Here is a 24,871-nt window from a genome sequence, read left to right as displayed (position 1 = left end):
TTCACGCTATAATTACTTTCAACACAACAACATGGGTGTTAAGTATGGATAAGCATCGTGCTTTAAAAATACTAGCAGATAGTAAAAAGAATTAGCAAGGCGCTATGGTGTTATCGACCTAGCCTTGTTTGGTTCTACTGCACGCAACACTGCAGCGCCACAGAGTGATATTGATGTGTTAGTCACCTTTGATGGCCGTGCCACGGCAAAACGCTATTTTGGCGTCCAATTCTATCTGGAAGATTTACTTGGCTGCCCAGTTGACTTAGTAACGGATAAAGCATTGAGACCAGAATTTCGACCTTATATAGAGCGAGACAAAGTCAATGTTTAATGCGGGACAACGAGAATGGCGACTCTATATTGACGATATGATCGGCTTTGCCGAGAAAGTACTTTCCTATACAGAAGGTATGGATCAGGCCAGTTTTATAAGCCATCACCTCACGTACGATGCGACACTTAGAAATATTGAATTAATAGGTGAAGCTGCTACTCACATACCTGACGATATTCGCGCTGAAAATAGTGGCATCCCTTGGAGAATGATTGTGGCAACACGCAACCGTCTGATTCACGGCTATTTAGGCGTAGATGATGATATTCTCTGGAGCATTATAGTCGATGAAATCCCTGCTCTGTTATCAGGTCTACATAACATATCTTCAAACAAAATCAGTTAAGAAACACTTACAAGTAACGCTTAAACACACCCATTCGAACGTAGAAAACAACCTACCTTCCACTCAACGTAATCTGTGGCATAATGCCATAATATATAGGCCAAAGAGATAACAAGGGCATGACCGAAGAAAATCTACCATCAGCACGTTGGAAGCAGCGATTTGAGAATTATAAAAAAGCGTTGTTGCAACTCAACGAAGCCGTCGAAGCCTACGACGAACAATCGCCAAACATCATAAAAGAAGGTGTTCTACAGCGATTCGAATTCACTCACGAACTTGCATGGAAGGTGTTAAAAGACTATCTAGAATACGAAGGTCATCAGAACATCACAGGATCAAGAACCGCCACAAGACTGGCGTTTAACATTGGCCTAATTAAAGATGGTCAAACATGGATGGACATGATCGAAAGCCGAAACAAAACGGTACACGCCTACGATGCCAGTATTCTTGAAACAGAATTTTCAAAGGTACGAGAAAGTTATAACGCCTGCTTCATCCAACTCAAAGAAAAATTGTCTACCCTATGACACTTTCCCAATACGGTATTCCAAATCAATTACTGGAAAAAATGTCAGAGACCTTTGCAAAGTATCCAGACATTGAAAAAGTGACTCTGTTTGGCTCCCGCGCCACAGGAAACTTTCGCAACGGATCAGACATAGACCTGTCTATTTCAACACCAAAACCGGACCTCATTGCTACGCTTCGTATTGAACTAGACGATTTAAACAGCCCATATCTGATCGACTTGGTGGATGAAAACAACCTCACCAACCAAGCCTTGTTAGCACAGATTCGAGAATCAGGAAGAATCATTTATACCCGTTAAACACTTGAGCTTCCTTATTGCCCAACTAAATTTGGTAAAGCCAAAATCAATCTATCGCCAGCAGTTTGATCTCGTGAATAGTGGTGGTTTCCCATACTTTGTGTACGGTGAATGGATCAGAATCCAACCAAGCTTGTAAAGCGGCTAAATCAGGGAACGCTACATGAACGTTGGAACCAATCATCTTGCCTTCCTCATTAACCATGGCACCACCGCTAATAAAAGTCCCTTGCTTTGCCATAGCTCGTAGACCACTCAAATGCGCTTCACGATGCTCTAAACGACGTTCTAAAGCATCTTCATAATCAAACGCAGTAACCACAAATTGCATATCAACCTCTTTTTATTTTTTAGAAAACTTTTGCTTCAGAATGCGCCAGAATGGCGTACTAGAAAGCGCAACAAATACAATAATAAGCAACAAAGTAAGTGACAAAGGACTGCTGAAAAGATTCGCCCAAAATGCCCCCAAATCATTACGCTCCGCCAAAATGGCACGACGCCAATTCTCATCCATAAGATGACTTAAAATGACCCCTAAAATAATAGGCCCCAGCGGATACCCATGACGACGCATGAAATACCCCATCACACCAAACGCCAACATCCACCAAATATCCGAGACACTGTTATGGATCGAGTAGGCTCCGACAATCGATAACAAAAAGATAATAGGTATCAAGATGCCTTTTGGACACTGAATAATTTTAGAGAAGACCTTGATGCCAGTGAGACCAAAAATCAGCAAAAAGACGTTCGCTAACAATAATGCTCCCACAATAAACCAAAACATATCTGGGCGAGTTTCGATCAATAAGGGACACGGGTTCACACCATGAATAAACAAGGCACCAATAAACACCGCTGTCACAGCATCGCCCGGAATCCCAAGCGTCAACATGGGAATAAACGCCCCACCCACAGCAGCATTATTAGATGATTCAGCTGCGATTAGACCTTCTTTTGCGCCTTCACCAAAAGGCACCTCAGGCTTTTTCGTTACACGACGAGCATGGTCGTAAGCCATTAAAGAAGCAATTTCACCGCCTGTTCCTGAGCAATGCGCCTATCGCCACACCGATAAATGAACTTTGAAGACTCAACGACAGATGTTTCTTAATATCTCTAAATTTAGGGACAATCTTATCCACCTTCTGCTTAATCATCGCCTTATCAAGATGATGCAACTGCACCAAGGCTTCGGTTAAACCGAACAAGCCGATCATCACCACAACAGGGCTAATACCACTCCACAACTCAACATAGCCAAATGTGAATCGTTCTTCTGCCGTAAGCGGGTCTAACCCCACTGTGCCGATACCAATGCCTAAAGCACCAGCGAAAATGCCTTTTATTAAACTTCTACCCGATAAAGCCCCAACCAAGGTGATCCCCATAACCCCCAACAGCAAATAATCACGAGGTTGGAACAACAAGGCAAAATCACTTACCGCAGGGGCCGCCACCGCTAACACGGCAATACCAACAAAGCCACCAATCACCGACATAATGGTAGACAAACCAATCGCCTGCCCTGCTAACCCTTTCTTCGCTAATGGATAGCCATCAAGCGCAGTCACAATGGCCGCGGGAGCACCCGGAATGTTCAATAAAATAGCAGTACGTGACCCACCGTAAACCCCGCCCATGTAGATACCAATCATCAAACACAAGGCATTGTTAATATCCCAAGAGAAAGTAAATGAGATCAAAATTGAGACCGCCATAGTGACAGACAAACCAGGAATGGCGCCCACATAAATACCCAGTAACGTCCCTAGCGCCGTCAGTAACACGTAATCAAGGGAGATCCACGCATTGAGCATATACATTAAAGAATCCAAAGCTTTCTCTCCTTTAATTAAACAAGTTCTTTAGGTAAAACAAGATTTCACGCTCAGGAATCATTCCCTCAGGTAACATCACCTTAAAAACAATTCGGAAGACTAGGTACGTCACCAATACCACCAGCAAGGCCAAAGCAAACGACGTCACTAAGCGAGAACCATTAATAGCGAAAACCAAAACGCCAATGAACACCAAAGAAGAGATCAAAAAACCAATGTCTTCTAAAAAAAGCGAGTACAGTAGAATCATCAACAGAACAAGGAACACAGCCTTAGGTATTTTCTCGACTGGCCTAGCACTGGAGAAAATAGACTTACCAAGAGCCATAAGAGATGCCATCACCATCACGCTACAGGCCATAATTGGAATCGATGCCGATGATCCTAAACCACTGTCTTCCGTAATGTGAAAAGCGTGGTATAGAAAAAATGAGCTGAATACAAGCAACAACAAATTAAAGAATTGCTCAGAAGTAATACACATGCGGTTCATAACAAAGAATTACCTACTAAAGAAAGCAAAGGCGATGGCAGTAATAGCATCGCCTCCTTTGCGCTGATTATGGACGCGGGATGTTAAAGTCTGCTGGCGACTTTTTCGCAAAACCTGAGTCGTAAACAATCCAAGACGAAACCGAACGATAACGTTCTAGAAAGGCCTCTGCCGAAGCACCGGACTCATTCATTATTTCAAAACCACGCTTTGCCATAAGTTGCTTAAATGACTCATTTTCAGCAGCAGAATGGAACGCCGCAACCAGCTTATCAACGGCTTCTGTGGGTGTACCTTTCTTCACAAAAATACCGAAGAATGGCCCCCAAGGTAGGTAAGACGACAACTTAGGATAAGTATCGGTAATGGGCGCAACGCCTGGTAATAGATTATTTTCTTTCGCATCAATAACCGAAATCACCTTCATGCGACCTGCCTGAATATGATCCAAAGCCGCACCAATCACCGATGACATCACATCAATGGTGCCACTTTGCAAAGCAGTCAAGGCAGGACCATCGCCATTATAAGGTACAGGCGTTAGGTCTAATTGCACCTGAGACTCCAACATAGCTAACACAATGGAAGTTAAACCGCCGTTCCCCGTCATCCCCGTTCTCACTTCACCAGGATGCGCTTTAACATAAGCAACAAACTCTTCAAACGTGTTATAAGGCGCGTCATTATTGGCGACAATGATCGGCGTACCACGGGCCAGAATATTAATCGGAATCATGTCGCTGTAGTCGATAGAAGATAACCCCAGTACTTTATGCATCTGTGGATTTTCAGCTCCCATCAACAAGGTATAGCCATCGGCTTTTTGGCTGTAAACGTATTTGGTGGCAATCGCCCCAACACCACCAGAGCGGTTAGTCATGATGACATCAACACCCAACTTTTCTTCAGCATAAGGCGTAACAGAGCGCATGACGGAATCGGTTGAGCCACCCGCTCCCCACATGATAATGCCCTGAATATCTTTATTCGGATAGTCAGCCAAAGACTGCCCAGATGTCACTAAAGCCATGGAGGTTAACGATCCAAGCAAGAGGTTTTTTATTTTCATAGTGGTATCCTCATTCAATAATTTGTTTTTGTTTTGAATTGATTTAGAAAATCATATCGCTCTAAAGTGAATTGATTGATTTCCAAATTAGTAAAAAGCTCTGAAAGCTGGTTACAAAGCGGCTCGGCATCCTCCACCTCGACTAACACAAGCATTTTTTGCACGTCTTTAGCCTCCTTGTGTGGCGCCCAAGGCAGTGCCGCTACCGCCGTATCCTCCATGGCAAAACGCCACGACTTTACCTGCTCAGCAAAGCGGGCTAGGCATTTCTCCTTAAAAACATGCGGCGACAACTGTGCAGCCGCCACCGTAATAACCAACAAGGCTTGCGCAGGCTCACCAAGATTGGGCGACGATTCAATGCCCTGACACACCACCCGTCGGATATGTTTAAAATGTTGACGCATTTTTTGCGACCAAGGCGTCGGATGAGACAACAAACGCTTGTACTCTGGCGTCTCCAATGTAGAAAGATCACGCATTTCATAGAGCGTAAAATATGGATACAAGGTATTTTCTGCATTTTTATAACGATAAGCATTGAGCATACCGGGTACTGTTAAACGCTCAGGCACATGCTCACCGGCATGCCATTCATTGTATTCTTGATCCAACGTAGGCTCAGTATCGTTCCAAAGAGCGAGCACGCCTTTTCCATCACAACGCATGGCTACTCCGGCTTTATCACGATTTTGGTTGCTTTGCCCGCGATCGATAATCGAAAGCCCTCTTCGCCGCGCTCAAGAGGCAAAACATGAGACACCATGGGTTTTAAGCGGTCGGCATGTTGACACAAGAATGCAACCATCTGCGGCCAAATACTTTCTAAAGGACGGAACGAACCTTTAATCTGAAATTGTTTACGCACCAGACTGGTCAGGTCCACAGGCACATCTTGCCCATATATTCCCGCCACCACCAAAACGCCGTTTGGCTCAAGGATTGACATCGCCTTAGCCAACACGGGGGCAGCGCCTGCGGCTTCAAATACAACATCAAAAGCGCCATCACTAATCAGGCTATTTAAACGCGCATCAAAGTCCGCATCGTCCCAATCCAAGGTGCTTTCGATTCCCACTTCGCGGGTACTTTGAAGACGGAACGCATCATTTTTACCAATGACAGTCACACGACAGCCCGCCTCTTTGGCTAACACAGCAATGGCTTGACCAATCGTGCCAGGACCAAACACGGCTACCTTTTGATTTGGTTTGAGTTCCGCGATATTCACCGCTTGCGCGGCAATAGTGAAAGGTTCGGTTAACGCCGCAATGTCTGCAGGTAAGGAGTCAGGAATAACCAAGCAATTTTTTTCAGGCACAAAGACTTGGCGAGCAAAACCACCATCACGAAGCATTCCAATGCTATCACGGGTACGACAACCATCAGGATTATTCGCCTTACAAGCCGCACACTCACCACAGGTTACAGACGGACGAACAACAACCCGCTGTCCAACTTTTAGTCCTTGAACCTCAGCGCCAATGGCATTGATCTCACCCACAAACTCATGACCGAGAGTAACGGGCAATTTAGAACGCATCCATTCGTAGCTCTTCGTCCACTCATAAACATGCAAATCACTACCGCAGATGCCTGCTGCCAAAACCGAAATACGAACTTCCTTTGCCTCAGGCAAGCCCAACTCAGGAACCTCAGTTAACTCAATGCCCAATTCAGGCTTCGACTTTCTTAACGCAAGCATCAGATCTATCCCCAATCATCACAAAGCTCCATGGCACACCTTACAAAAGGAGGCATGGAAAAATTCATTATTGTGGGAAGCAGTATCTGACATTCAATTGATATATAACAAATATCAATTTAGTATGCTTTCTATATATTAAAGATATAGGTAAAACATGGAATTAAGACATTTACGTTATTTTATTACCGTCGCAGAAAGCGGTAGCTTCTCTGCCGCAGCGGAAAAGCTATTCATTTCTCAACCGCCTTTATCTATGCAAATTAAACAGTTAGAGGAAGAAGTGGGCGTCCCCTTATTAACGCGATTACCCAGGGGCGTGCGACTCACCCAAGCTGGCATTCGCTTCTTAGAAGAATCAAAAGCCATCCTGAACCACATTGAGCGAGCCAAAGATCTCGCGAAACATGAAGACAACGAACACGGTGGCCTCCTCAGCATTGGCTTCGTCCCTTCTGCCAGTCACACCGTATTGCCCAAATTGATCAGCAAACTTCGCAGTCTGCGGCCTAATATCGAAATCAAAGTCAAAGAAATGGTCACGGCAGAGCAAATTACCGCCATTGAAGAACACAAAATTGATGTCGGCATTGCACGACCTTCCACAGTCACACGAAATAATACCAACATCGTCGCTGAGCTTAATGACCCTTTTTGCCTAGCGTTGCCTCTACATCATCCTCTAGCTAAGCAAAAATCGTTAACACTGAACCAAGCAGAACATGAGCCATTTGTTTTCTTCACCCGTTTCATTGCGCATGCCTACTACGACCAAATCATTGGATTGTGTATCGATGCAGGCTTTTTCCCAAAGACTCAATGCGAAGCCAGTACCATATACGGCGTATTAGACCTCGTCAGTTCTGGGCTTGGAGTGGCCATTGTACCCGCGTCAACCGTATTGCTGAGCACCAAAAACGTACAAATCGTTCCCCTCAAAAACCCAAGCCGCCCCAGCGGCATCGCACTCATGCACTCAGAAGAATCCGACAACGCCATAATCAAACTCGCCTCAACCTGTATGAAAGAAGCCCTATCAGACATTGAAGCCGAAACCCGCGAACGGCTGATGCTCTGATAAGCGTGCAAATGCTTAATTCTTTTGGATAACGAACAGGGAAAGAAATGTGTTCAGCAATATCATCAGGATTAGGATATTAGCCGGTTGGAACAGCATACTCTGTCATTATTAGACTAGGCGATTTAAACAGCCCATACCTGATCGACTTAGTTGATGAAAACAACCTCACCAACCAAGCCCTGTTGAAACAGATTCGAGAATCTGGGGTGACTGTCTACGAAAAAGCGCAATAGATTAAGATAGAAATATTACTCACTCGCTTTTATGTACACGGTAAGATTCAAATCATTTACATGAATATCATCCCTTAAATTTCTTCTTTATAAACATGACTATTTAATACACTAAGTTGTGTGCTTATTTCTTCATGCAATGAGCCAGTATAAGCCAAAGAAGTCTCCATATTTTTATACTTCCCTTCTCTAACAGCACTTGCCCAGTTATAAGATCCAACACATAGATAAACATCATCCCCCATAACGAGTTTGCTATGCACTTTCTCCACCACCTTGACAACAACACCATAACCCATCAATTCAGAACAGTTTTCCTCAAATAGATTACTTTTTGCAGTATCAGAACGATTATTAGATTGGGTATTAAAATAGCGATCTGTATAAACGATAACCTCCACTCCACGTGTTATGGCATCCTTAAATGCGTCAATAAAGCCCGCTTCTCTTAATTTATCCAAAGATAACCAAGGCGATACAATAGCGACTCTTTTTTGAGCATGCTGTAAGACTTCTTTTAACCATTGGTCGTGGTCTTCAGAATTACTAATTAATTTTGGTTCCTTACAAAATTTAAGTAAATCTGGCCGCGCCTTATTGACGCGAAAAACCAGTTGACTGTCTTCATCCTGCAACAAATATCTTGCCAGTAATGCTCTCGGTGTTCCCGTAGCGGCATGAGTGATGACTTCCATATCGCCAAATACAACAAAACTGTCTTTTGCTCTAGAAACAGCCACATTCAAAATTGAAGGATCCTGATCAATGAATGTTCCATCCGCATGTCTAGAATAAACCATAGAGAATATAACAACCGGGCGTTCCGCCCCCTGCAATGCGTGAACAGTTCCGACTGTCACGGCTTCAGCGTTACTTCCCACTTCAATACCAAGCTCTTGGCATTTTTCTTTAATAAGCTCAGATTGTGCTTTGAAAGGCGAAGCGATACCGACAATTTTCGCCAATGGCAGGCCATGAGCGCTTTCAAGACGATCCTTCTCACTTCGAAGCCACTCGGCAATAGTGATTGCCTCCAACTCATTTACTCGACTACCAGACGACAACCGCTCTGAACGACCATCGACATGGACGTAAGCAAAAGGAGGGATCTGAGAATCTACTGCAGCTGTATTTCTTAATGGCTGTAATAATCCTTCATAGCAAAGGTCATTGCAGAACGAGATAATAGGCTCTAAACAACGACGATGTTCACGTAAATACATACCGAGTTCAGCTTGGGATAGATAATGGTATTGACTAGACGCTTGTGCCACGTGCATAGCACTTCCACCAACCACAGATCGACCAGATGCTTTTAAAAGCTCATACTCTTCTTGTGAAGCCATTAAATTATTAGCAAACAAATTGCCCAAATTAACGGAAGGCGTCACCCCAACAACTGGCTTAATTTGAGAAACATCGCCAATCATCACCGCACGCTTAGCCAAACTGATTGAAGCTCCAGCGACTTCTGGTGCTACTTGTCCCGCTTCATCAATAATTAACAGATCAATTTCTTGCGTTAAGTATTCTTTACGGTACTGAGCGTCACCTTCAAAAACCTGATGTGTCATATGGCTGGGCAAAGCATAAAGCGTCGACACAACACAGGGGGTTAACTTCATTCGACGTTGCCAACGCTGACGCACGGCTTTTCTTCCAGTTTTTTCTTTTCCTGTATTCGCCTGCTGCTTCAATACTTTATGTTGCTCGGCACAATCTTCTAACCAACGGGCTTCCCAGTAATGAGTTGCCAATTGAAAAAGAGTAAACCGTAACGAAACATCCAAAACACAATCTAATTCATCAAAAGAATCAGGGACAGGCTGTGTCATGTCTAACCGAGACCAAAGTGCTGCAAACGATTCTTTCGCTTTTTCAAAATTCGCTTTTATCGTTTGTAATCCTTGAATATCCGCTTGATACGCGTCGCATATCTGAGTTTGATCATCTAAATATTGTTTTAAAACTCGTTCGACTGTTTGTTCAGATGAACCATCAGCGTCTTTAATTCGGCGCTGACCGCCCTCACTAATGTTAGCCTCAATAAAAAGCTCTCTTCTTAATCGGCGTTTACGTGCAACCAAAGGAAGGAAACTCAACAAGGACAACATCCAAGACTCATCAGCACAAAAATGACGCCATTTATTCAAGTCCTGTTTAATGACAGACTTCAGCGTTAATAAACCATCTAACTCGGTTTGTTTTTTAACGATAAACGCTTCTGGATCAAGATCTATTGCTCGCCATGCCACTTCGCTATCAAACTTCGTTTGCCATACGGCTAATACCTCTTCCAAAGATTGATAGGCAGCTAACAAACCAGCATGAAGGCGCTTTTTCACCTTGTTAACGCTTAGTAAAGAGTCATCATCAAACGCCGCACGGGCATTTTCTAAAAAGTCCTCTTCTGCCTGACTTACAACGTCTGGGCGTTCTATTTCTTTATAAAAGCTGACTGTTTGATAATGCTGGGCTTCCTTTGCTTCCTTACTTCGAGCAGGAAAATACCCACCATAGCTCTTCATTGTTGATAGCCAGCGCCCACCAAAAGGGCCTTTTGTCATTTCAAAACCCTTTTCGAAGGCTTCTAAAATATTAGTAACAGCTTGGTTATTAGTGGATGCTGCGACAATTAGCGGAGGTTCTGACTGATCTATGGCAGCTTGCACCCAACTGGATGCCACTAAAGATAAAACGAAGGTCGTTTTACCTGTTCCCGGTGGCCCATTTACCGCCAAGATTTCACCCTCTTTCATTGCTAATACCTGCCCGAGTGCATCTCGCTGAGCCAACGCAAGAGGATATTGAGAGCTTCCATGTCCCAATCGATGCTGAAAGCTTTGTTGGCTTGTCATACAGGGTATAAGAGGTGGGCGATCCGTAGCCGCATACTGAGTTAATAATGGCAGGGACGATTTCTCTTTCGATAACCAATCATAAAGTTCGATTATGTGACGCGATGCCCCCATTTGCGCCTGAGATTTAACAAGATAAGCATTCTCCAGCCTCATAAAGTTATCTTGTAACAGCTCTCGATCGCAAAGCTTCAGCAATTCGCGCGCCACATCACAATAGCTTTGCCAGAATGTCGCACCCTCGTCTTCTAATAAATTAACCGCTTCATCATAAGGCCAATATTTAGGCTCATGCTTGGTTAAAAATTCATCCTGTTTCTCGACCGAAAGAAGAGTAAAGCTGTCTTCAGGTAATGGGCTTAAGATATCTCTAGGGATGACAGGATACGCAGCAGGTACAAAATGCCCAGTTCGGCTAACCCACAGCCGACAAATTAACGGCGCTACATAGTCAGGGTATAATGACGATTTTTTCTTACCATGCTCTAAGCGAACCTTATGAACCATGGGTCGAAACACGACTTGCACAAGCTGAGTATCTTCCGCTTCATTATGAAACAATGTGGCGAGCAAATCAGAGTCAGCTACTAAACAACCTTCTTTAAAAACACTTAGATCAACCTTAGCTAATCCTTCAATATCACTTTTACTGAGAGCCCCTTTGCCGCTCTCAGCATCCGCTAACGAGTTACGCCAATAAGATAACCATTGCTTGGTCTGCACCCACGTATCCTTACTTGTATTCTCAGAGTTTATGTCTTTATTTGGCATAGATTAGGTTACTTTTTCTGCCCAACTTTCTTCGCGGCCTTGGCAAGGGCTTCACTTTCGGCGCGGGCGGCGGCGATGCGTTTGAGCAATTCGTCGGCGGGTTCGTCGGTCGGATCTTGCGGCACCAGTTCACCACGAAACGCCTTGGCGAGGATCGATTGGGTCAGTTTATCGACCCGCTGTTGGGCTTTTTGCACTTGTTTTTCGATGGTGTCGGCAAAGGCAAAGTATTGATCCACAAGGCGGATGATTTCGGTTTGTTCTTCTAAGGATGGTACTGGAAGATATAGAACCCGAAACTTCTTCAAATTAACTTTTTGTTGAGCTACACCAGCAGAAATAGCCGAAATTGCTTTTTGAAATAAACTAGATTGCATTGCGTAAGCAACGTATTTGGTAAGTGCAGTAACTGGATTGACAGTTAATTTTATACAGTCTGCAGTGATAACAGCTTCCGGTCTATCATTTGGATATATCGCAATATCACCTGGTGGATCTCCCATTTTTGTAATTAGGATATCTCCTGGCTTTACTCTGTGAGCTTTAAGTTCTTCAAACTTGGAATCAGAAACAAATTTAGTTTTATCTGAATCAAATACTTTAGAACGAATTTCTCTTACAAAAACTAAAGGGTGGCCCTGTGATTCATAATCATCAACTTTAAGATTACTTCCAAAAGGCCCAATTCCTAATGAATATCTCTGCTTACAAGCAATATCATCTACTTTAAGATCTTTGTAACCTGCTTTAACTCCTCCCCTCCACTCCTCGGTCAATTTCCCACTTACGGCGGCGGCGAGGACAGATTGGCGGAAGCGTTTGAGAATGGCGGGGATGCCGTCGAGGCGGGCTTTGATGGTGTCCACCTGCGCCAAAACTTGATCCAGTTTTTCGACGATGCGTTTTTGCTCGGCTAGGGGAGCAAGAGGAAAGTCAAGGTCTTTAAGAACTTCTAACCGAATGCCTTTTACTGTTGTTCCCGTTCCTAAAGATTCAATTTTCATTCCTTGAGAGCGATACCAATGTTCAAAATAATATTGATTCACTTCCTGATTGATAAAAAGTGCTTTTAGGTCTTGATTGATGGCTGAGTCAAAACTTGCTCTGATAATTTTTCCTAAACTCATCCTTGTCGCTACAATAGGTGTCCCAGCTGGAATAATATTCGTACTGCTATTTTCGACTGCTTCTTGAGTTATATGATCAACGGTATCTGTTAAGAACGATTTATTCATATCCTTAACAGTCATCCAAGGAATATCTCCCATAAAGTAGGACGGTTGAGACTTGCTAGGCGTTCCACCACCTACAATTTTATCCACAACGCTTTCAAGCTTGACGGACACCCACCCTTTCGGCAATTCGCTCACGCTTGGCCTCCAAATAGTTCGCCTTGGCCTTTCTTATTACCTTGCTCTTTGCTCTGTTCGACGGCTTTTTCTTCCAAACCAAAGGCTTGCTCTAAAAGCTGCTTTTGCGCTTCGGCTTCGTCGTCGGCACCGAGGGCTTGCATCAGTTGGTAAAGTTCGCCCATGGCTTCGGTGAGTTCCGCCATGGCTTCGCCTGCCAATACGTCTGGCTCGGGGAGATTTTCCGAGTTACTGGCTTCGAGGTCTTTAAGCCATGTGATGTCTAGGCTGTCGCCTTTTTGCTCGCGAATGTAGTCACGGCTGAATTTGCGCCAGCGGGCGTTATCAACGCCTTCCTCTTCACTCAGCCCTTCGATTTCACCGAGTTGCTGGCTTTTCCCAGTAAAAACGCCCTCTTCCCGTGGCGATTGGCCGTTAGCGTCTTCCCCGTAGGCGGCAATAAAGGCATCAAAGTGGGCTTCGGTGAGCATGCGGCGTTTGCCAAAGGTTTGCATGTTGGTGCGCATGTCGTACACCCACGTTTCTTGGGTGCAGTGGGTGTCTTGATGTGGGTTGTCTGGGGTGCCTTTTTGGAAAAACAGCACGTTGGTTTTCACCCCAGCGGCGTAGAAAATGCCCGTGGGCAAACGCAGAATAGTATGCAGGTTGCATTTGTTCATTAGGTCGCGGCGAATGTCGGTGCCCTTGCCGCCTTCAAACAGAACATTATCTGGGATCACCACAGCGGCGCGGCCACCGGGTTCCAGCGTTCCGATAATATGCTGCATAAAACACAATTGTTTATTGCCCGTTTGGTGAACAAATTTACGGGTAATGTTGCTGCTGGACGCGCTGCCAAACGGCGGGTTAGACAATACAAGGTTAGCCTTGGGAATGTCTTCCCCATCGGCACCCAAGGTGTTGCCAAGGTGAATAGCGCCGTGTTCGCTGTCGCCTTCGATGTCGTGCAACAAGCAGTTCATTAGGGCAAGACGACGGGTTTCGGGGACTAATTCAAGACCAATAAAAGCGCGCTCCATTTGGAACTTTTGGATGTCGTCGGGCAAGTCTTCTAAGTTATTAGTCTGATCTTTAATGTATTTATCGGCTTCGATCAAGAAACCTGCTGTGCCTGCGGCAGGGTCTTGGATGATCTCGCGCGGTTGCGGCTTCATCAGCTTCACAATGGCGTTAATCAAGGGGCGTGGCGTGAAGTATTGCCCTGCGCCAGATTTGGTTTCGTTGGCGTTTTTCTGTAGCAAGCCTTCGTACATATCACCAAAGTCATCACGGCCTTTGCCGCTGCCATCGTTGTCGTACCAGTCCAACTTGTCCATGTTGTCGATCAGTTCGGTCAATTGGGCGGGCTGGGTAATAGTCGTTGTGGCATTAAGGAAAATCGCTTGGACGATGGCGTGATGATCGCCATCCAGCTTGTTTAATAAGGTTTTGTAAAAGCTGTGCTGTTCAATGCCGATTTTGCTTTTTAAATCTTTCCAGCGGTAGCCTTCGGGCAGTAACTCTTCTTCTTGCCCGGTTTGTTCGCACATTTTTAAAAACAGCAAGGAAGCCAGTTCGTTCACGTAGTTTTGGTAGGACACGCCACCATCGCGTAAGTTGTCGCACAGCTTCCAGAGTTTGGCGACCAGCTCGTTGTTGTTCATAAAACGTCTCTATGTTGTAACACTAGTAAATAAGAGCGCTTTAGCCGATGTTGGGCTAAAGCGCATTAAGAGGATAATGGGCGAGTATGATACTCACCTAGGCCAGTTCGTCCCAGATGTACTCGTTAAATTTTTGCAGAATCTCGTCCAGCTCGTTGTCTAGGGCGTCTTGCAAGCGGCGTTTGCCGCCGTCTCGTCGGTAGTTGCCGATTTTGTACACGTCGTCGTCCAGCACGACTTTGTCTTTAATGGAGCTAGCAAGACGATCTAGCCATTTGACTTGCACGGCGTTCCAGTCGCGCTCGGCTTTGATCTTTTCTAGGGCGTGATCGACCCGCACATCAAAAGGCAAAAGCTGTGGGTTCTTCATGCTGGCGCGGCGAATGTGCCCCACCAGTTTGGCGGCAATGTCTTGGTTGGTTTTCTGTTTCCATGCGGTTTGCAAGGCGGATTCGTCAAAGCGCTTGGCGTCAAACCATTCTTGTAATTCCACCAGCCCTTTGCGGGTTAAATCGCGGGGGCGATTGACCACGGCATCCAAGGCCGCCAGTTGGTTAATGTTGTCACGCACTAGGCGATCAAAGGCATCCAAAAAGTCGTCTGGCTGGTTGTAATCACCATACAGGGTTTCCACGCCAATCACCTTGTCGGCAATGTCGGTAAAAATCGGGCGGTCACGTAGGCTGTTTAGGGTGCGTTTTAGGTCTTCAATTTGTTCAACCAAGTTAGGCAGCTCGGCAAAGTACTGAGCGGAGACCCGCGCCCCTTGGCTTTTTAAGGTTTTGCCCAGTTCCGCAAAAGAGCAACGGGTGACGTTCTTCAAGCGTTCGTCGAGTTTTTGTATCTGCTGCTCTACGTCTCGGCTGCGCAATTTTTGGTAATTGGCTTGGGTAATGACGCGCTGTAGTTTGGACACCAACTGTTCGTGGCTGTTTTGTGCAAAAGATTGATCATTGCTTTCAATCAGCTCGTAGGCTTTGTCGTCACTGATTTCCGCTACCAAGGTGGTCAGGCTGACCTCTGGGCGCACCACCACGGCTTGCATGGTGTCGACGGATTCTAGCGTGCGGTATAAGTCCACAGCGTCGAAAATACGGAAGTTGGTTTTGCCTATGTCGGGGCACAAACGTGTGGCACGGCCTTTCATTTGTTCGTACAAGATACGGCTGCGCACTTTGCGTAAAAACACCAAGTTACAAATACTGGGCACATCAATGCCTGTGGTAAGCAGGTCTACGGTGACAACAATATTTGGTAAACGATCTTTTTCGTAGCGGGTAATCAGGCTTTGTACCTTGTTGGCGTCTTTATCTGAATTGCCTGTGATTTTGATAATGACGTTGTGTGCTAGGTTGGCAAATGCCGGATTGCCAGATTGTCTAAAGGCTTCTCTTAGCGCATCGACCACCGCATCCGCGTGTTCGTTGTTCACACAGAAAATGAGGGTTTTCTGCTGGCCGTTTGGGTCAAGCCAATTGGTCAGCTCTTGGCAAATGGCTTGGGTAAAGCTGGGGGCGATAATTTGCTTGTTAAACTGGTCTACTTCGAAGTTCTGTTCGTCTTCTAGCTGATCAAGCTGTAGGTCGCCATTCACCGTCAGGCGCTGTACCTGCTGCCCTTTGGCAAAGGCAATGCCTTTGGTGTTCAGTTCGGTGTTGATCTTAATCGGCGGTTGATAGTCATTTAAATAGCCGTCAATCACGGCGGTTCGGTAAGAATAGTTAAAAATCGGCCGGCCAAAGATCTCTGTGGTGTGCAACGCCGGTGTGGCGGTGAGCGCCAATTTAAAGGCATCAAACTGGTCGATCACACGACGATAAGCGGAGATGTAGTCCTGCTGATCGCGGAAGGCAAGCTCCCCTTCGGTTTGCTCTTTGTCCAGAATATAACCACGGTGGGCTTCGTCTATGATGATGGCATCGTACAAACCCACGGGGATAAATTCATCACTTTGCAGTACGCGTTTCACCAGTGACTGCACGGTGGCAACGTGGATCTTGGTACTGTCTTCGGGGAAGCGATCGGTCAGGCCTTTGATGTTGAAAATACGGTTAAAGCTTTGCTCTTGAATCCGTGTGTCGTCAAAGGAAGCAAGGGCTTGCTCACCCAACGAGCGACGATCCACCAAGAAAAGCACGCGTTTAAAACGCTGGGACTGTATCATGCGATACATAATGGCAATGGCGGTTCGGGTTTTGCCTGTGCCCGTCGCCATGGCTAATAAAGCGCTACGCTTGCCCGACACCACGGCGTTTTCCACCGCGCGCACAGCGTCTTCTTGGTAGTAACGCAACCCCAGTTCGCTCATATCTTGATGGGTGGCAAACCAGTTGTTTAGCTGCCCGGTATTTTGCTCTAGCTTGGTTAGTAGCTCTTTCGGGGTGAACCATTGGGGTAAAGCGTCTGGCTGGTTGGTGGCAAGGCGTGTGTCTCGATACCAAATGCCACTTTTGCTTTTAACGGCGGCACTGTAGCCGCGCCCATTAGCGGAAAAGCAAAAAGGTATCTGATAGCCCGTGGCATTGTATTGATTGATTTTAAACTCACTGACAGCGGCCATCATTTGCTCGTCGTTCGCGGCGCGCTTCGCTAATTCTTCTCGATAGGCGAGTAAATCAAAGTGTTTGCTGTAGCGGTAAGCTTCGTTGAGTTTATCGGCTACGTCTTGGTTATAACGCTTGGCCTCCACCACACCAACGGGGATTAATCCTGCAAACAAAACATAATCGGCAAAGCCCACCTTACCTGTTTCGTCTTTGCCTGTTGGCCATTCGGCAATGGCCATATTGCGACCGATAACTGGGCGCGTGCCATTGCTGTATTTGAGGTGCTGAGTGTCCGCATCCCAGCCAGCAAGACGCAGTTGCTCATCGATCAAATAGCGCGTTTCTTGCTCATCCAAATTGAGAGGAGTTTGGCTGGCCTGTTTGGCGGTAGTCTTGTAGAAAATATGACGATCTGGCTCGCTCAACTTGGCTAATTCGTCTTCTTTGGCCTTGAGCTGGGTTTCTAGGGCGGCAATGCGCGCTTCGCTTTGCGCTTGGGTTTCTTGCTGGTCACTTTCCAATACCGACAAACGACCTTGTAGCTCGGTCAGTGCACGCTGTTGGGCGTCTATTTCCGCTTGGCTTTTGTGCTCTTGCTGCTCTGCGGCTTTTTCTGCTTGTGCTAGGGCGTCTTTTAACGCGGCGATTTCTTGCAGGTAGGCCTGTGAATTTTGCTGGCTTGGTAATTGGAACAGTGGCGCTGCGAAGTCTTTGTCACTACTTGTTAAACGGTAATACCAAAGCGCCAAACGAAACGCCAAGCGCAAGCACATTTCGGCATCGTTTAGGTCATTGTGGTATTTGTGTACCGCGTCGTTGCCAATGGTGCGCAGCTTATGAAAGACATTGATGATATTTTCATCTATGTTGGTTTTCTTTTGGATTTCAGCGAGCAGTTTAAACTGGGTGTCTTGTGGTTCGATGTTAAATATCTTACCAAGATGGTTCGCCACCGACTCACCAAAGATACGCAGTTTGACTAAGGTGGTGTTGGGGTCGTCTGGATAGTTGTTTTCAGCGGCTTGGGCGATAGAGAGAAGAAAGTCGTTGTGACCTTTTAGAAAAGCAAAATTAGATTGAGTTATTGTCATTGCGTTCTAAAGTCCCTTCTGCGCTTAATGTCATCATCTTGGTTTGTCAGTTTACCCTGACAATTCAACTTGCGGAATCCCTGCTGATTGAATATCCCTTGAATTCTCACCAAGGATGCTTGGCAAAGTAGCTTTCCAGATGGTCGATCAAGGCACGAACATTGGGCGATAAGTGTTTTCTAGAAGAATACAGGGCGTAGATAATTAGGTCTTTGGGTTTCCATTCCGGTAAGACATGGCACAGGCTGCCATCGTTAATATAACGACTCGCTAAATAAGTGGGTTGCAAACAAACGCCCATGCCATTTAATGTGGCATGCAAAAGCGCTGTTGCTTCGTTAATGCTTAAACGACAGTCCAACGAGACAGATTCAAATTGGTCATTTTGGGAGAGGTGCCAGATGTGACGCTCTAAGTTTTTGTACCCCAAACAATCGTGCTTAATTAGGTCTTGCGGATGTTGGATTTCGCCTAGGGTTTGCCGTACTTTTTCAAGGTAAGCCGGAGAGGCCACCAACACAGATTCACACACAGCAATAGGCTTACCAATTAAAGAAGGGTCTGGGTTCGAGGCGATTCGAATGGCAAGATCGATGCTTTTTTCGGTTAAATCAGCAGCGCTGTCTTCTAAATCCATATCAATATGAAGTTTGGGATGCTGCGTCATAAAATCTTGAATGGCTGGCATGAGTTGGGAGAAACCAAACGACATGCTCGAGGTGATTCTCACCAAGCCTGACAACTCCTCGCTGGTATTCACCAAGGATATAAAATTATCGGCTTGCTCCAACCAAAGCTCGACGTCTTTTAAACAGGCTTCACCAGCGCTAGTCAGGGATATTTTTCGTGTCGTGCGATGCAACAAACGAATCTTTAACCAATCCTCCATCGCTTCTATATACCGCGTCACCATTGGTCGTGACATATTCAAGCGGTCTGCGGTGCGGGAAAAGCTCCGCGATTGGGCAACATCGATAAAAACTTTAGCGGCTATCACTCTGTCCATAATTCTACTCACCCACTTGCACGATATAAGAAACAATCATGCTCATTTTTGTGTATTTTTCCGAGCACGTCAATTCTCTATGATGACCACATAAATTAAACAATCACTCTTTGGAGAGAAACATGAAAAAATTGATTACATTGGCGGCTTCTGCACTTATCGCTCATTCTGCTTTTGCGGCAGACGCAAAGCCGTTAACACTAGATGTATATAATGCCGCTCCTAGCAGCTTTGGTGTTACGTCTACTTTGGTTTATGGCGAAACCGAAGCCATGGTTGTTGATGCTGGATTCACCAAAGCCGATGCACTGCGTATTGCTGCAAAAGTATTGGATTCCAATAAAGAGCTAAAAACGATTTTCATTAGCCAAGCGGACCCCGATTACTACTTCGGTGCCGAGACGCTACACGCTATTTTCCCTCAAGCGGATATCATCACGACACCTGCAGTTAAAAAGATCATTGAAGAAAAACTGGCAGGAAAATTGGCTTTTTAGATACCTCAAATGGGGGCAAACGCACCAGTAGCTCCTATCGTTCCTACGGCTTACACTCAGTCTACTTTAACGGTTGACGGTCAAACAATTGAGATTCGTGGTACTGAAGGCGTTTTGGCTCACCGCCCTTACCTTTGGATTCCGACAAATAAAGCTATTTTAGGTAACGTTGCTGTATTCGGTAATATGCATCTATGGATGGCGGATGCACAATCTGATGAGAGTCAAGCTGCATGGAAAGCACAGTTGCAAGAAATGCTGGCGCTGAAACCGACAACCGTTATTCCTGGTCATATGACTCAAGGTACCGAGTTGACTGCAGACAGCATTACTTTCTCGCTTAACTACATCACAGATTTTCAAAAAGCGAAAAAAGACAGTAAAAACAGTGCTGAATTGATTAAAACCATGACTGCGAAATACCCAGAGGCGCAAGGTGCGTTGAACCTAGACATCGCAGCAAAAGTCCATAAAGGTGAAATGAAATGGTAAGAGTCCATTACTTCTTCGATCCTATGTGTGGTTGGTGCTATGGCGCAACAGCCTTAGTCGAAATTTTGGCAGAAATGTCTGAGTTTGAAATCACTTATCACCCTGGTGGCATGATTCCGAAACGAGCAATTGATCCGTCTTTTAGGCAGCATATTTTGCAGGCTGACAGTCAAATAGCCACTATGACGAAAGTACACTTTGGCGATGCTTATAAAGCGAGAGTTGCTGGCGCTGGTGATTTTATAGTGGATTCGTATTCCACAACTCGCGCCTTTCTTGTTGGTCAAGAAATGGGCATCGAAGCACACAAGATGCTAGCAGCGATTCAAAAAGCGCATTACCAAGATGGTAAGCATTTAGATGAGTTGAATATTTTAGCGGATCTAGCGGTTTCGTTGGGATTGGATAAAACGATTTGGGAGGAAAAAATGGCCCAGTCCGAACCTAATATGTTAATGCAGGTAAAACAAAGCCATCAATTAATGGCAAAAATGCAAGTCAGTGGCTACCCAATGCTAGTGGTTGAAAAAGACAGCAAGCTACAACGCCTCGCTCACAGCTACTATTATGGTAAAACACTGGAATGGAAAAACTATTTGACTGGCTTTATCTGAGTATCTGACACCCTAAAGCCTTCTTTACTTAAGTAAAGAAGGCTTTCTATGCATGCTCACACACCGTTAAATCTGCCAAGCAAAAGTTAACGTGCCGTAACGAGTATATTTATCCATTTCTCGGTCATGCTCATCGCTACTAAAGCTAAAAGGAGAATTGATGGCAAAAGACAAAGCAGAATCTCCCCAAGAATAAGTGACTCCTGAAGTGAACATATTGTTGTTATGATCGTAATCTATCGAACGGCTATCACGAAAAGTATTACCATCGGTGAATATTTGGTTGAATGTATAACCGAGTTCAACACCTGCAAAAACAAACCACCCTTTGCTGACGGCAATGGGATTAGACGTTCTAGAGTCAACTAATAATACAGTAGAAAAGGAATCATCAAGACTTCGCCCATATCGCAACATGAAGCCACTGCTAACAGAACTTCTTAACGTACCAACACTCATTGCTGCGCCCGTTAATAAGTCTGTATGGCCACTATCGGACACCCAAGACCGCCAAGTTCGACCACGCGATAACTCAAATACCACTTCATTTTCTAATTGTGTGTCCCACCCTCTTGGATTTTTAGCACTGATCACCCGGTGAACCGCTTTTTGAGTTTGCTCTCCCATGGCGAGAGGTCCAACCAGTCCAATGGTGGTGGCAACCCTATCGGCATAATCAGGCATAACAGCAATATAGGTATTGGTAAAACTCAATAACGCAGAATAAGGAAAGGTTCCCTCTGCTGGCACTTCTACTTCGATATCATAGGGCGTTGTCAGTGTTTGACCGCCACTGTAGATATTAACCGAGGCTCTCGAATGTTGACTTGGCATACTCCACATCAAAGGCCTCACCATAAAACCAGGTTGTTGTGCTTTATCAGGAGAGTCATTAACGTCAAAATAAGAGACATAGATTCCGTTGGTGTAACCATTGTCTTCATTGACAAAAAAGTCATTGTCTAATGTCGCAGACAACCAATGTGTATCAGCGTAAGCCGAAGACCCGAATAACAAAGAGATGCTCAAAAAATAGTGTTTAAACACCAAGGTACCGTTATTACGGGGAGATTTTTTCCCTTGTCGACCGACCATCGTTCACCCATTTGATACTGAAAATGGGGAGTATTATAAAATGGCTTCGATACTAAAACTGCAAAGAGTGGCACATATCACAATTTAGCCATATAAGGATGCTTTATAAGGAGTTTGTCTTAAGCGTTCTTATTTTTTGCAATTATCTTAATCGGTTAGGACTTCAATTTTTCATTTGGAAAAACAAGTTCGTCACATCAAAAGCTAGTTAAAATTGCCAAGCTAGAGTCAATGTTCCAAAACGATTTAACTGCTCTGTTTGACGACTACGCGCTGTATCGTCTTCTGAAAATGAGGATAGATAAGCAAATGACAAAGAACTCGCTTGACCTATAGAGTAAGTAATACCAGTCATGTAAGTATTGTAATGGTGATCATAGTCAATAGAGCGACTCTCTCGAAACGTGTTCCCATCCGTCATAATTTGATTAAAAACATAATTCGCCGATACACCGGCATAAACAAACCAACCGTTATTTACAGCAATTGGGTTAGCGGCTCTAGAGCTAGCTAATAAAACTGTTGAATAAGAGTCTCTAAGGTTTCGACCATAGCGCAGCATGAGACCTAAACGTCCTCCGCTTTCAATGGTTCCAAGACTCACATGTCCGCCTGCTAATAAATCCATTGTATCCAAGCTAGATGCAAGCACCCTAATAGCTCGGCCACGCGAAAAGCCAAAAACGATTTCATTCTTTAATTGCGTATCCCAACCCATCGGCTTTTCAGCACCAATAAGTGCATGAAATTCAGTTTGTGTTTCTTTGCCCTTTGCTGCTGGACCCACAATACCAATAGAAGTACTGACCCAATCTGCATAGTAAGGGCCTGCAATAATATGAGCATTGGTATATTTCAATAACCCTGAATAAGGGATAGCATCTGCCGGAGGATTTGCCTCGGTAATGTCCTCAGCAGTCGTTAATGTCTGGCCTATACTATGTACATTTATTCTATTTGATCCGTATCCACTTGGCATTGTCCATAAAAGTGGACTAACCAAAAAATTGGGTCTTAATCGACCTCCTACTGTGTAAAAAGAAAAATACATACCGTTAGTGTAGCCATTATCTTTCCCTACAAACACATCGTTATCTAGAGTAAAAGATGCAAAATTGATATCAGCATAGGCATTCATACCGAGCATAAGAAGAACGGCAACTAAACACTTTTTTAACCCTCCCCCTTTAACAGTATCAAGCTGTGTGTTCTTTTTGACAATCATTAAGCACCCGTTAAAAAATAAAATGATCGTCATTATAAATCGAACTTTTACAAAATATTCATACACATAACATCTATAACATTTCAACACATTCGGGGGACAAGCCACATTTTAAATACCTTGAAGACATCGGCAAACCCAGCTAAGTGGAGGATAAGTAAAAGTAAAAAACCACTACTTAGGTTTCCCCAAATAGTGGTTTTTTGCATGCGCTCTACACAAAAGCAACACTAAAATTTTTTAGAAAATCAAAAAACCTAGTGAAATAATCACACCAGAACCGATCAAGGCCATCAAGCAATAACCCATTACGTCTTTTGCACCCAACCCAGCAATAGCTAACGCTGGCAATGCCCAGAATGGTTGAATCATGTTTGTCCACGCATCCCCCCAAGCAATCGCCATGGCGGTTTTCGCAGCATCCACACCCAACGCTGCGCCCGCTGGCATCATGATAGGCGCTTGTACCGCCCATTGACCGCCACCGGAAGGAACAAAGAAGTTCACTATGCCGGCACTCAAGAAGGTAAATAGAGGAAAAGTCGTTTCATTAGAAATGGATACAAACGCCTGAGAAATCACCCCCGCTAATGACGCACCAGAATCCCCCGTTGCCGTCATCATACCCATGATGCCAGCGTAAAATGGAAACTGCAGCAAAATACCAGAACAGTTTCGTGCACCTTGGGAAATCGAAATCAACAAACTTTTTGGTGTGCCATGCAGTAAAATAGCAGAAAACAAAAAGATAAAATTGACCAGATTTAAATTCAGTGCAAAACCATTATCGATAAAATAATAAATAATGTAAGCAAAGCCCATTACGCCTAACACTAACGATAAAACACGGCTATTTTCCAAACGCTCCGCTGGCGTCATGTCGGCTTTATTGGGTGTGTCAACGTCGGGTTCTTTCAACAATTCAGCGTCAATCGTAATGGTGTCTTGCGGCGCTGGGTGCATCAAACGATTCAATAACGGAATCGTGACAAACATCACTGCCAAAATGGTTAAGTTCATCGTGGAGAAAATAGTCTCAGAGGTTGGAATAGCAGCCGTCACCGCGCCATTAGTGACTTTCTCTATATTCGCACCGCCCGCAATAGACAAGGGAATGGAACCCGACAAGCCACCATGCCAGAACAAAAAGCCACTGTAAGCAGAAGCAATCAATAAACGATAATCCACGCCCTTTACACGAGCGGCGATTTCTTTGGCGAAGATAGCTCCCACCACCAAACCAAATCCCCAGTTCACCCAACACGCCATTGCGCTGATCACTGTGACCAAGATAATCGCTTGGCCTGGGGTCGTTGCTACACCTGCCAACATGGCCAATTTACGTTTAAATGCTGGCGCACTCGCCATGGCATGACCGGTTACCACGACCATGGCCATCTGCATCGAAAAGCTCAGCAAATTCCAAAAGCCACCCGCCCATGCATTCACCACTTGCATTGGACCCTGACCCGTACTCGGCATCACAAAAAGAAACACTACAAAGGTTAAAACTATAGCGAAAATGAAAGGATCGGGTAGATAACGCTGTAAAAGCGCCACAAAAAATTGACTGACTTTCTGTAAGCCAGTTTGTTTTTGTTCAAGAGTTTTATTCATCGGTTTATCCTGTTTTTTTATATTTTTTATTGGACGAAAAAAGCAAAAGCAACAAAACGAGACAGACTAATAGCCGTTGCTTTTCTGCCTCACCTTGTTG

The 24,871-nt window shown here is 44.9% G+C and carries 23 protein-coding genes; 8 read left to right on the top strand and 15 right to left on the bottom strand.

The window, feature by feature from the left end; translation table 11 throughout:
- The first annotated feature begins 124 nt into the window (after positions 1-124).
- From ONZ52_RS02185 to ONZ52_RS02170, 4 genes are all read left to right on the top strand, one after another.
- A complete protein-coding gene (locus tag ONZ52_RS02185) occupies positions 125-334 on the top strand; it encodes a nucleotidyltransferase family protein (protein WP_265216994.1) in 210 nt (69 codons plus the stop codon).
- A complete protein-coding gene (locus ONZ52_RS02180; RefSeq protein WP_265216993.1) occupies positions 327-683 on the top strand; it encodes a HepT-like ribonuclease domain-containing protein in 357 nt (118 codons plus the stop codon). The genes ONZ52_RS02185 and ONZ52_RS02180 overlap by 8 nt, the downstream gene beginning before the upstream one ends.
- Positions 684-802: 119 nt before the next feature.
- Entirely contained in the window at positions 803-1,216 is a 414-nt protein-coding gene (locus ONZ52_RS02175) for a nucleotidyltransferase substrate binding protein (protein WP_137169441.1), read from the top strand.
- Positions 1,213-1,518: a nucleotidyltransferase domain-containing protein gene (locus ONZ52_RS02170; RefSeq protein ID WP_265216991.1), complete on the top strand. Its 306-nt coding sequence runs from the start codon at positions 1,213-1,215 to the stop codon at positions 1,516-1,518. The genes ONZ52_RS02175 and ONZ52_RS02170 overlap by 4 nt, the downstream gene beginning before the upstream one ends.
- Before the next feature lie 46 nt (positions 1,519-1,564).
- On the opposite strand, the gene ONZ52_RS02165 is transcribed toward ONZ52_RS02170, so the two are convergent.
- From ONZ52_RS02165 to ONZ52_RS02135, 7 genes are all read right to left on the bottom strand, one after another.
- Positions 1,565-1,849: a YciI family protein gene (locus ONZ52_RS02165; protein ID WP_265216990.1), complete on the bottom strand. Its 285-nt coding sequence runs from the start codon at positions 1,847-1,849 to the stop codon at positions 1,565-1,567.
- A 12-nt stretch (positions 1,850-1,861) separates the two neighbouring features.
- On the bottom strand, positions 1,862-2,545 hold the full coding sequence (locus tag ONZ52_RS02160) for a tripartite tricarboxylate transporter permease (protein WP_265216989.1): 684 nt from the start codon (positions 2,543-2,545) through the stop codon (positions 1,862-1,864).
- A 13-nt stretch (positions 2,546-2,558) separates the two neighbouring features.
- Complete coding sequence (locus tag ONZ52_RS02155; RefSeq protein WP_265216988.1) at positions 2,559-3,362, bottom strand: tripartite tricarboxylate transporter permease; 804 nt, start codon at positions 3,360-3,362, stop codon at positions 2,559-2,561.
- Between the two features lie 13 nt (positions 3,363-3,375).
- Positions 3,376-3,858, bottom strand: coding sequence for a tripartite tricarboxylate transporter TctB family protein (locus ONZ52_RS02150; RefSeq protein ID WP_265216987.1), 483 nt, complete (start codon positions 3,856-3,858; stop codon positions 3,376-3,378).
- Between the two features lie 67 nt (positions 3,859-3,925).
- Positions 3,926-4,927 carry a tripartite tricarboxylate transporter substrate binding protein gene (locus ONZ52_RS02145; RefSeq protein WP_265216986.1) on the bottom strand — a complete coding sequence of 334 codons (1,002 nt, stop codon included), beginning with the start codon at positions 4,925-4,927 and terminating at the stop codon, positions 3,926-3,928.
- A gap of 14 nt (positions 4,928-4,941) precedes the next feature.
- Complete coding sequence (locus ONZ52_RS02140; RefSeq protein WP_265216985.1) at positions 4,942-5,595, bottom strand: DUF4286 family protein; 654 nt, start codon at positions 5,593-5,595, stop codon at positions 4,942-4,944.
- Positions 5,596-5,597: 2 nt separating this feature from the next.
- A complete protein-coding gene (locus ONZ52_RS02135; RefSeq protein ID WP_265216984.1) occupies positions 5,598-6,632 on the bottom strand; it encodes a zinc-dependent alcohol dehydrogenase in 1,035 nt (344 codons plus the stop codon).
- A gap of 157 nt (positions 6,633-6,789) precedes the next feature.
- Here ONZ52_RS02135 and ONZ52_RS02130 point away from each other — a divergent pair, with 157 nt between their 5' ends.
- Positions 6,790-7,710, top strand: a complete 921-nt coding sequence (locus ONZ52_RS02130) for a LysR family transcriptional regulator (RefSeq protein WP_265216982.1) — start codon at positions 6,790-6,792, stop codon at positions 7,708-7,710.
- A gap of 310 nt (positions 7,711-8,020) precedes the next feature.
- On the opposite strand, the gene ONZ52_RS02125 is transcribed toward ONZ52_RS02130, so the two are convergent.
- The 5 genes from ONZ52_RS02125 to ONZ52_RS02105 form a co-directional block, all read right to left on the bottom strand.
- Entirely contained in the window at positions 8,021-11,527 is a 3,507-nt protein-coding gene (locus tag ONZ52_RS02125; RefSeq protein WP_265216981.1) for an AAA domain-containing protein, read from the bottom strand.
- A gap of 56 nt (positions 11,528-11,583) precedes the next feature.
- A complete protein-coding gene (locus tag ONZ52_RS02120) occupies positions 11,584-12,945 on the bottom strand; it encodes a restriction endonuclease subunit S (protein WP_265216980.1) in 1,362 nt (453 codons plus the stop codon).
- Positions 12,942-14,588: an N-6 DNA methylase gene (locus tag ONZ52_RS02115; protein ID WP_321160236.1), complete on the bottom strand. Its 1,647-nt coding sequence runs from the start codon at positions 14,586-14,588 to the stop codon at positions 12,942-12,944. The genes ONZ52_RS02120 and ONZ52_RS02115 overlap by 4 nt, the downstream gene beginning before the upstream one ends.
- 97 nt (positions 14,589-14,685) lie before the next feature.
- Positions 14,686-18,225, bottom strand: a complete 3,540-nt coding sequence (hsdR, locus tag ONZ52_RS02110; protein WP_265216979.1) for a type I restriction-modification system endonuclease — start codon at positions 18,223-18,225, stop codon at positions 14,686-14,688.
- A 106-nt stretch (positions 18,226-18,331) separates the two neighbouring features.
- Entirely contained in the window at positions 18,332-19,231 is a 900-nt protein-coding gene (locus ONZ52_RS02105; RefSeq protein ID WP_265216978.1) for a LysR family transcriptional regulator, read from the bottom strand.
- A 122-nt stretch (positions 19,232-19,353) separates the two neighbouring features.
- Here ONZ52_RS02105 and ONZ52_RS02100 point away from each other — a divergent pair, with 122 nt between their 5' ends.
- Genes ONZ52_RS02100 through ONZ52_RS02090 form a run of 3 tightly spaced genes read left to right on the top strand, consistent with a single transcriptional unit; the run spans position 19,354 to position 20,834 of the window.
- On the top strand, positions 19,354-19,728 hold the full coding sequence (locus ONZ52_RS02100) for an MBL fold metallo-hydrolase (protein WP_265216977.1): 375 nt from the start codon (positions 19,354-19,356) through the stop codon (positions 19,726-19,728).
- 9 nt (positions 19,729-19,737) lie between these two features.
- Positions 19,738-20,220 carry an MBL fold metallo-hydrolase gene (locus ONZ52_RS02095; RefSeq protein WP_265216976.1) on the top strand — a complete coding sequence of 161 codons (483 nt, stop codon included), beginning with the start codon at positions 19,738-19,740 and terminating at the stop codon, positions 20,218-20,220.
- Positions 20,214-20,834 (top strand): DsbA family protein, encoded by a 621-nt coding sequence (locus ONZ52_RS02090; RefSeq protein WP_265216975.1) that lies wholly within the window; start codon positions 20,214-20,216, stop codon positions 20,832-20,834. Before ONZ52_RS02095 ends, ONZ52_RS02090 begins: the two co-directional genes overlap by 7 nt.
- Positions 20,835-20,900: 66 nt before the next feature.
- Here the strand turns inward: ONZ52_RS02090 and ONZ52_RS02085 are convergent, their stop codons facing one another.
- The 3 genes from ONZ52_RS02085 to ONZ52_RS02075 all read right to left on the bottom strand — a co-directional run bounded on the left by ONZ52_RS02085 (position 20,901) and on the right by ONZ52_RS02075 (position 24,771).
- Positions 20,901-21,929, bottom strand: a complete 1,029-nt coding sequence (locus ONZ52_RS02085) for a lipid A deacylase LpxR family protein (protein ID WP_265216974.1) — start codon at positions 21,927-21,929, stop codon at positions 20,901-20,903.
- Between the two features lie 208 nt (positions 21,930-22,137).
- Positions 22,138-23,187: a lipid A deacylase LpxR family protein gene (locus ONZ52_RS02080; RefSeq protein ID WP_265216973.1), complete on the bottom strand. Its 1,050-nt coding sequence runs from the start codon at positions 23,185-23,187 to the stop codon at positions 22,138-22,140.
- A gap of 207 nt (positions 23,188-23,394) precedes the next feature.
- Positions 23,395-24,771 (bottom strand): short-chain fatty acid transporter, encoded by a 1,377-nt coding sequence (locus ONZ52_RS02075; protein ID WP_265216972.1) that lies wholly within the window; start codon positions 24,769-24,771, stop codon positions 23,395-23,397.
- Positions 24,772-24,871: the final 100 nt, after the last annotated feature.

The sequence above is a fragment of the Marinomonas rhodophyticola genome, from assembly GCF_026113935.1.
Lineage (GTDB): Bacteria > Pseudomonadota > Gammaproteobacteria > Pseudomonadales > Marinomonadaceae > Marinomonas > Marinomonas rhodophyticola.
Note: the sequence above shows the minus strand (reverse complement) of the source record. Positions and strands in the feature narration are given on the sequence as shown.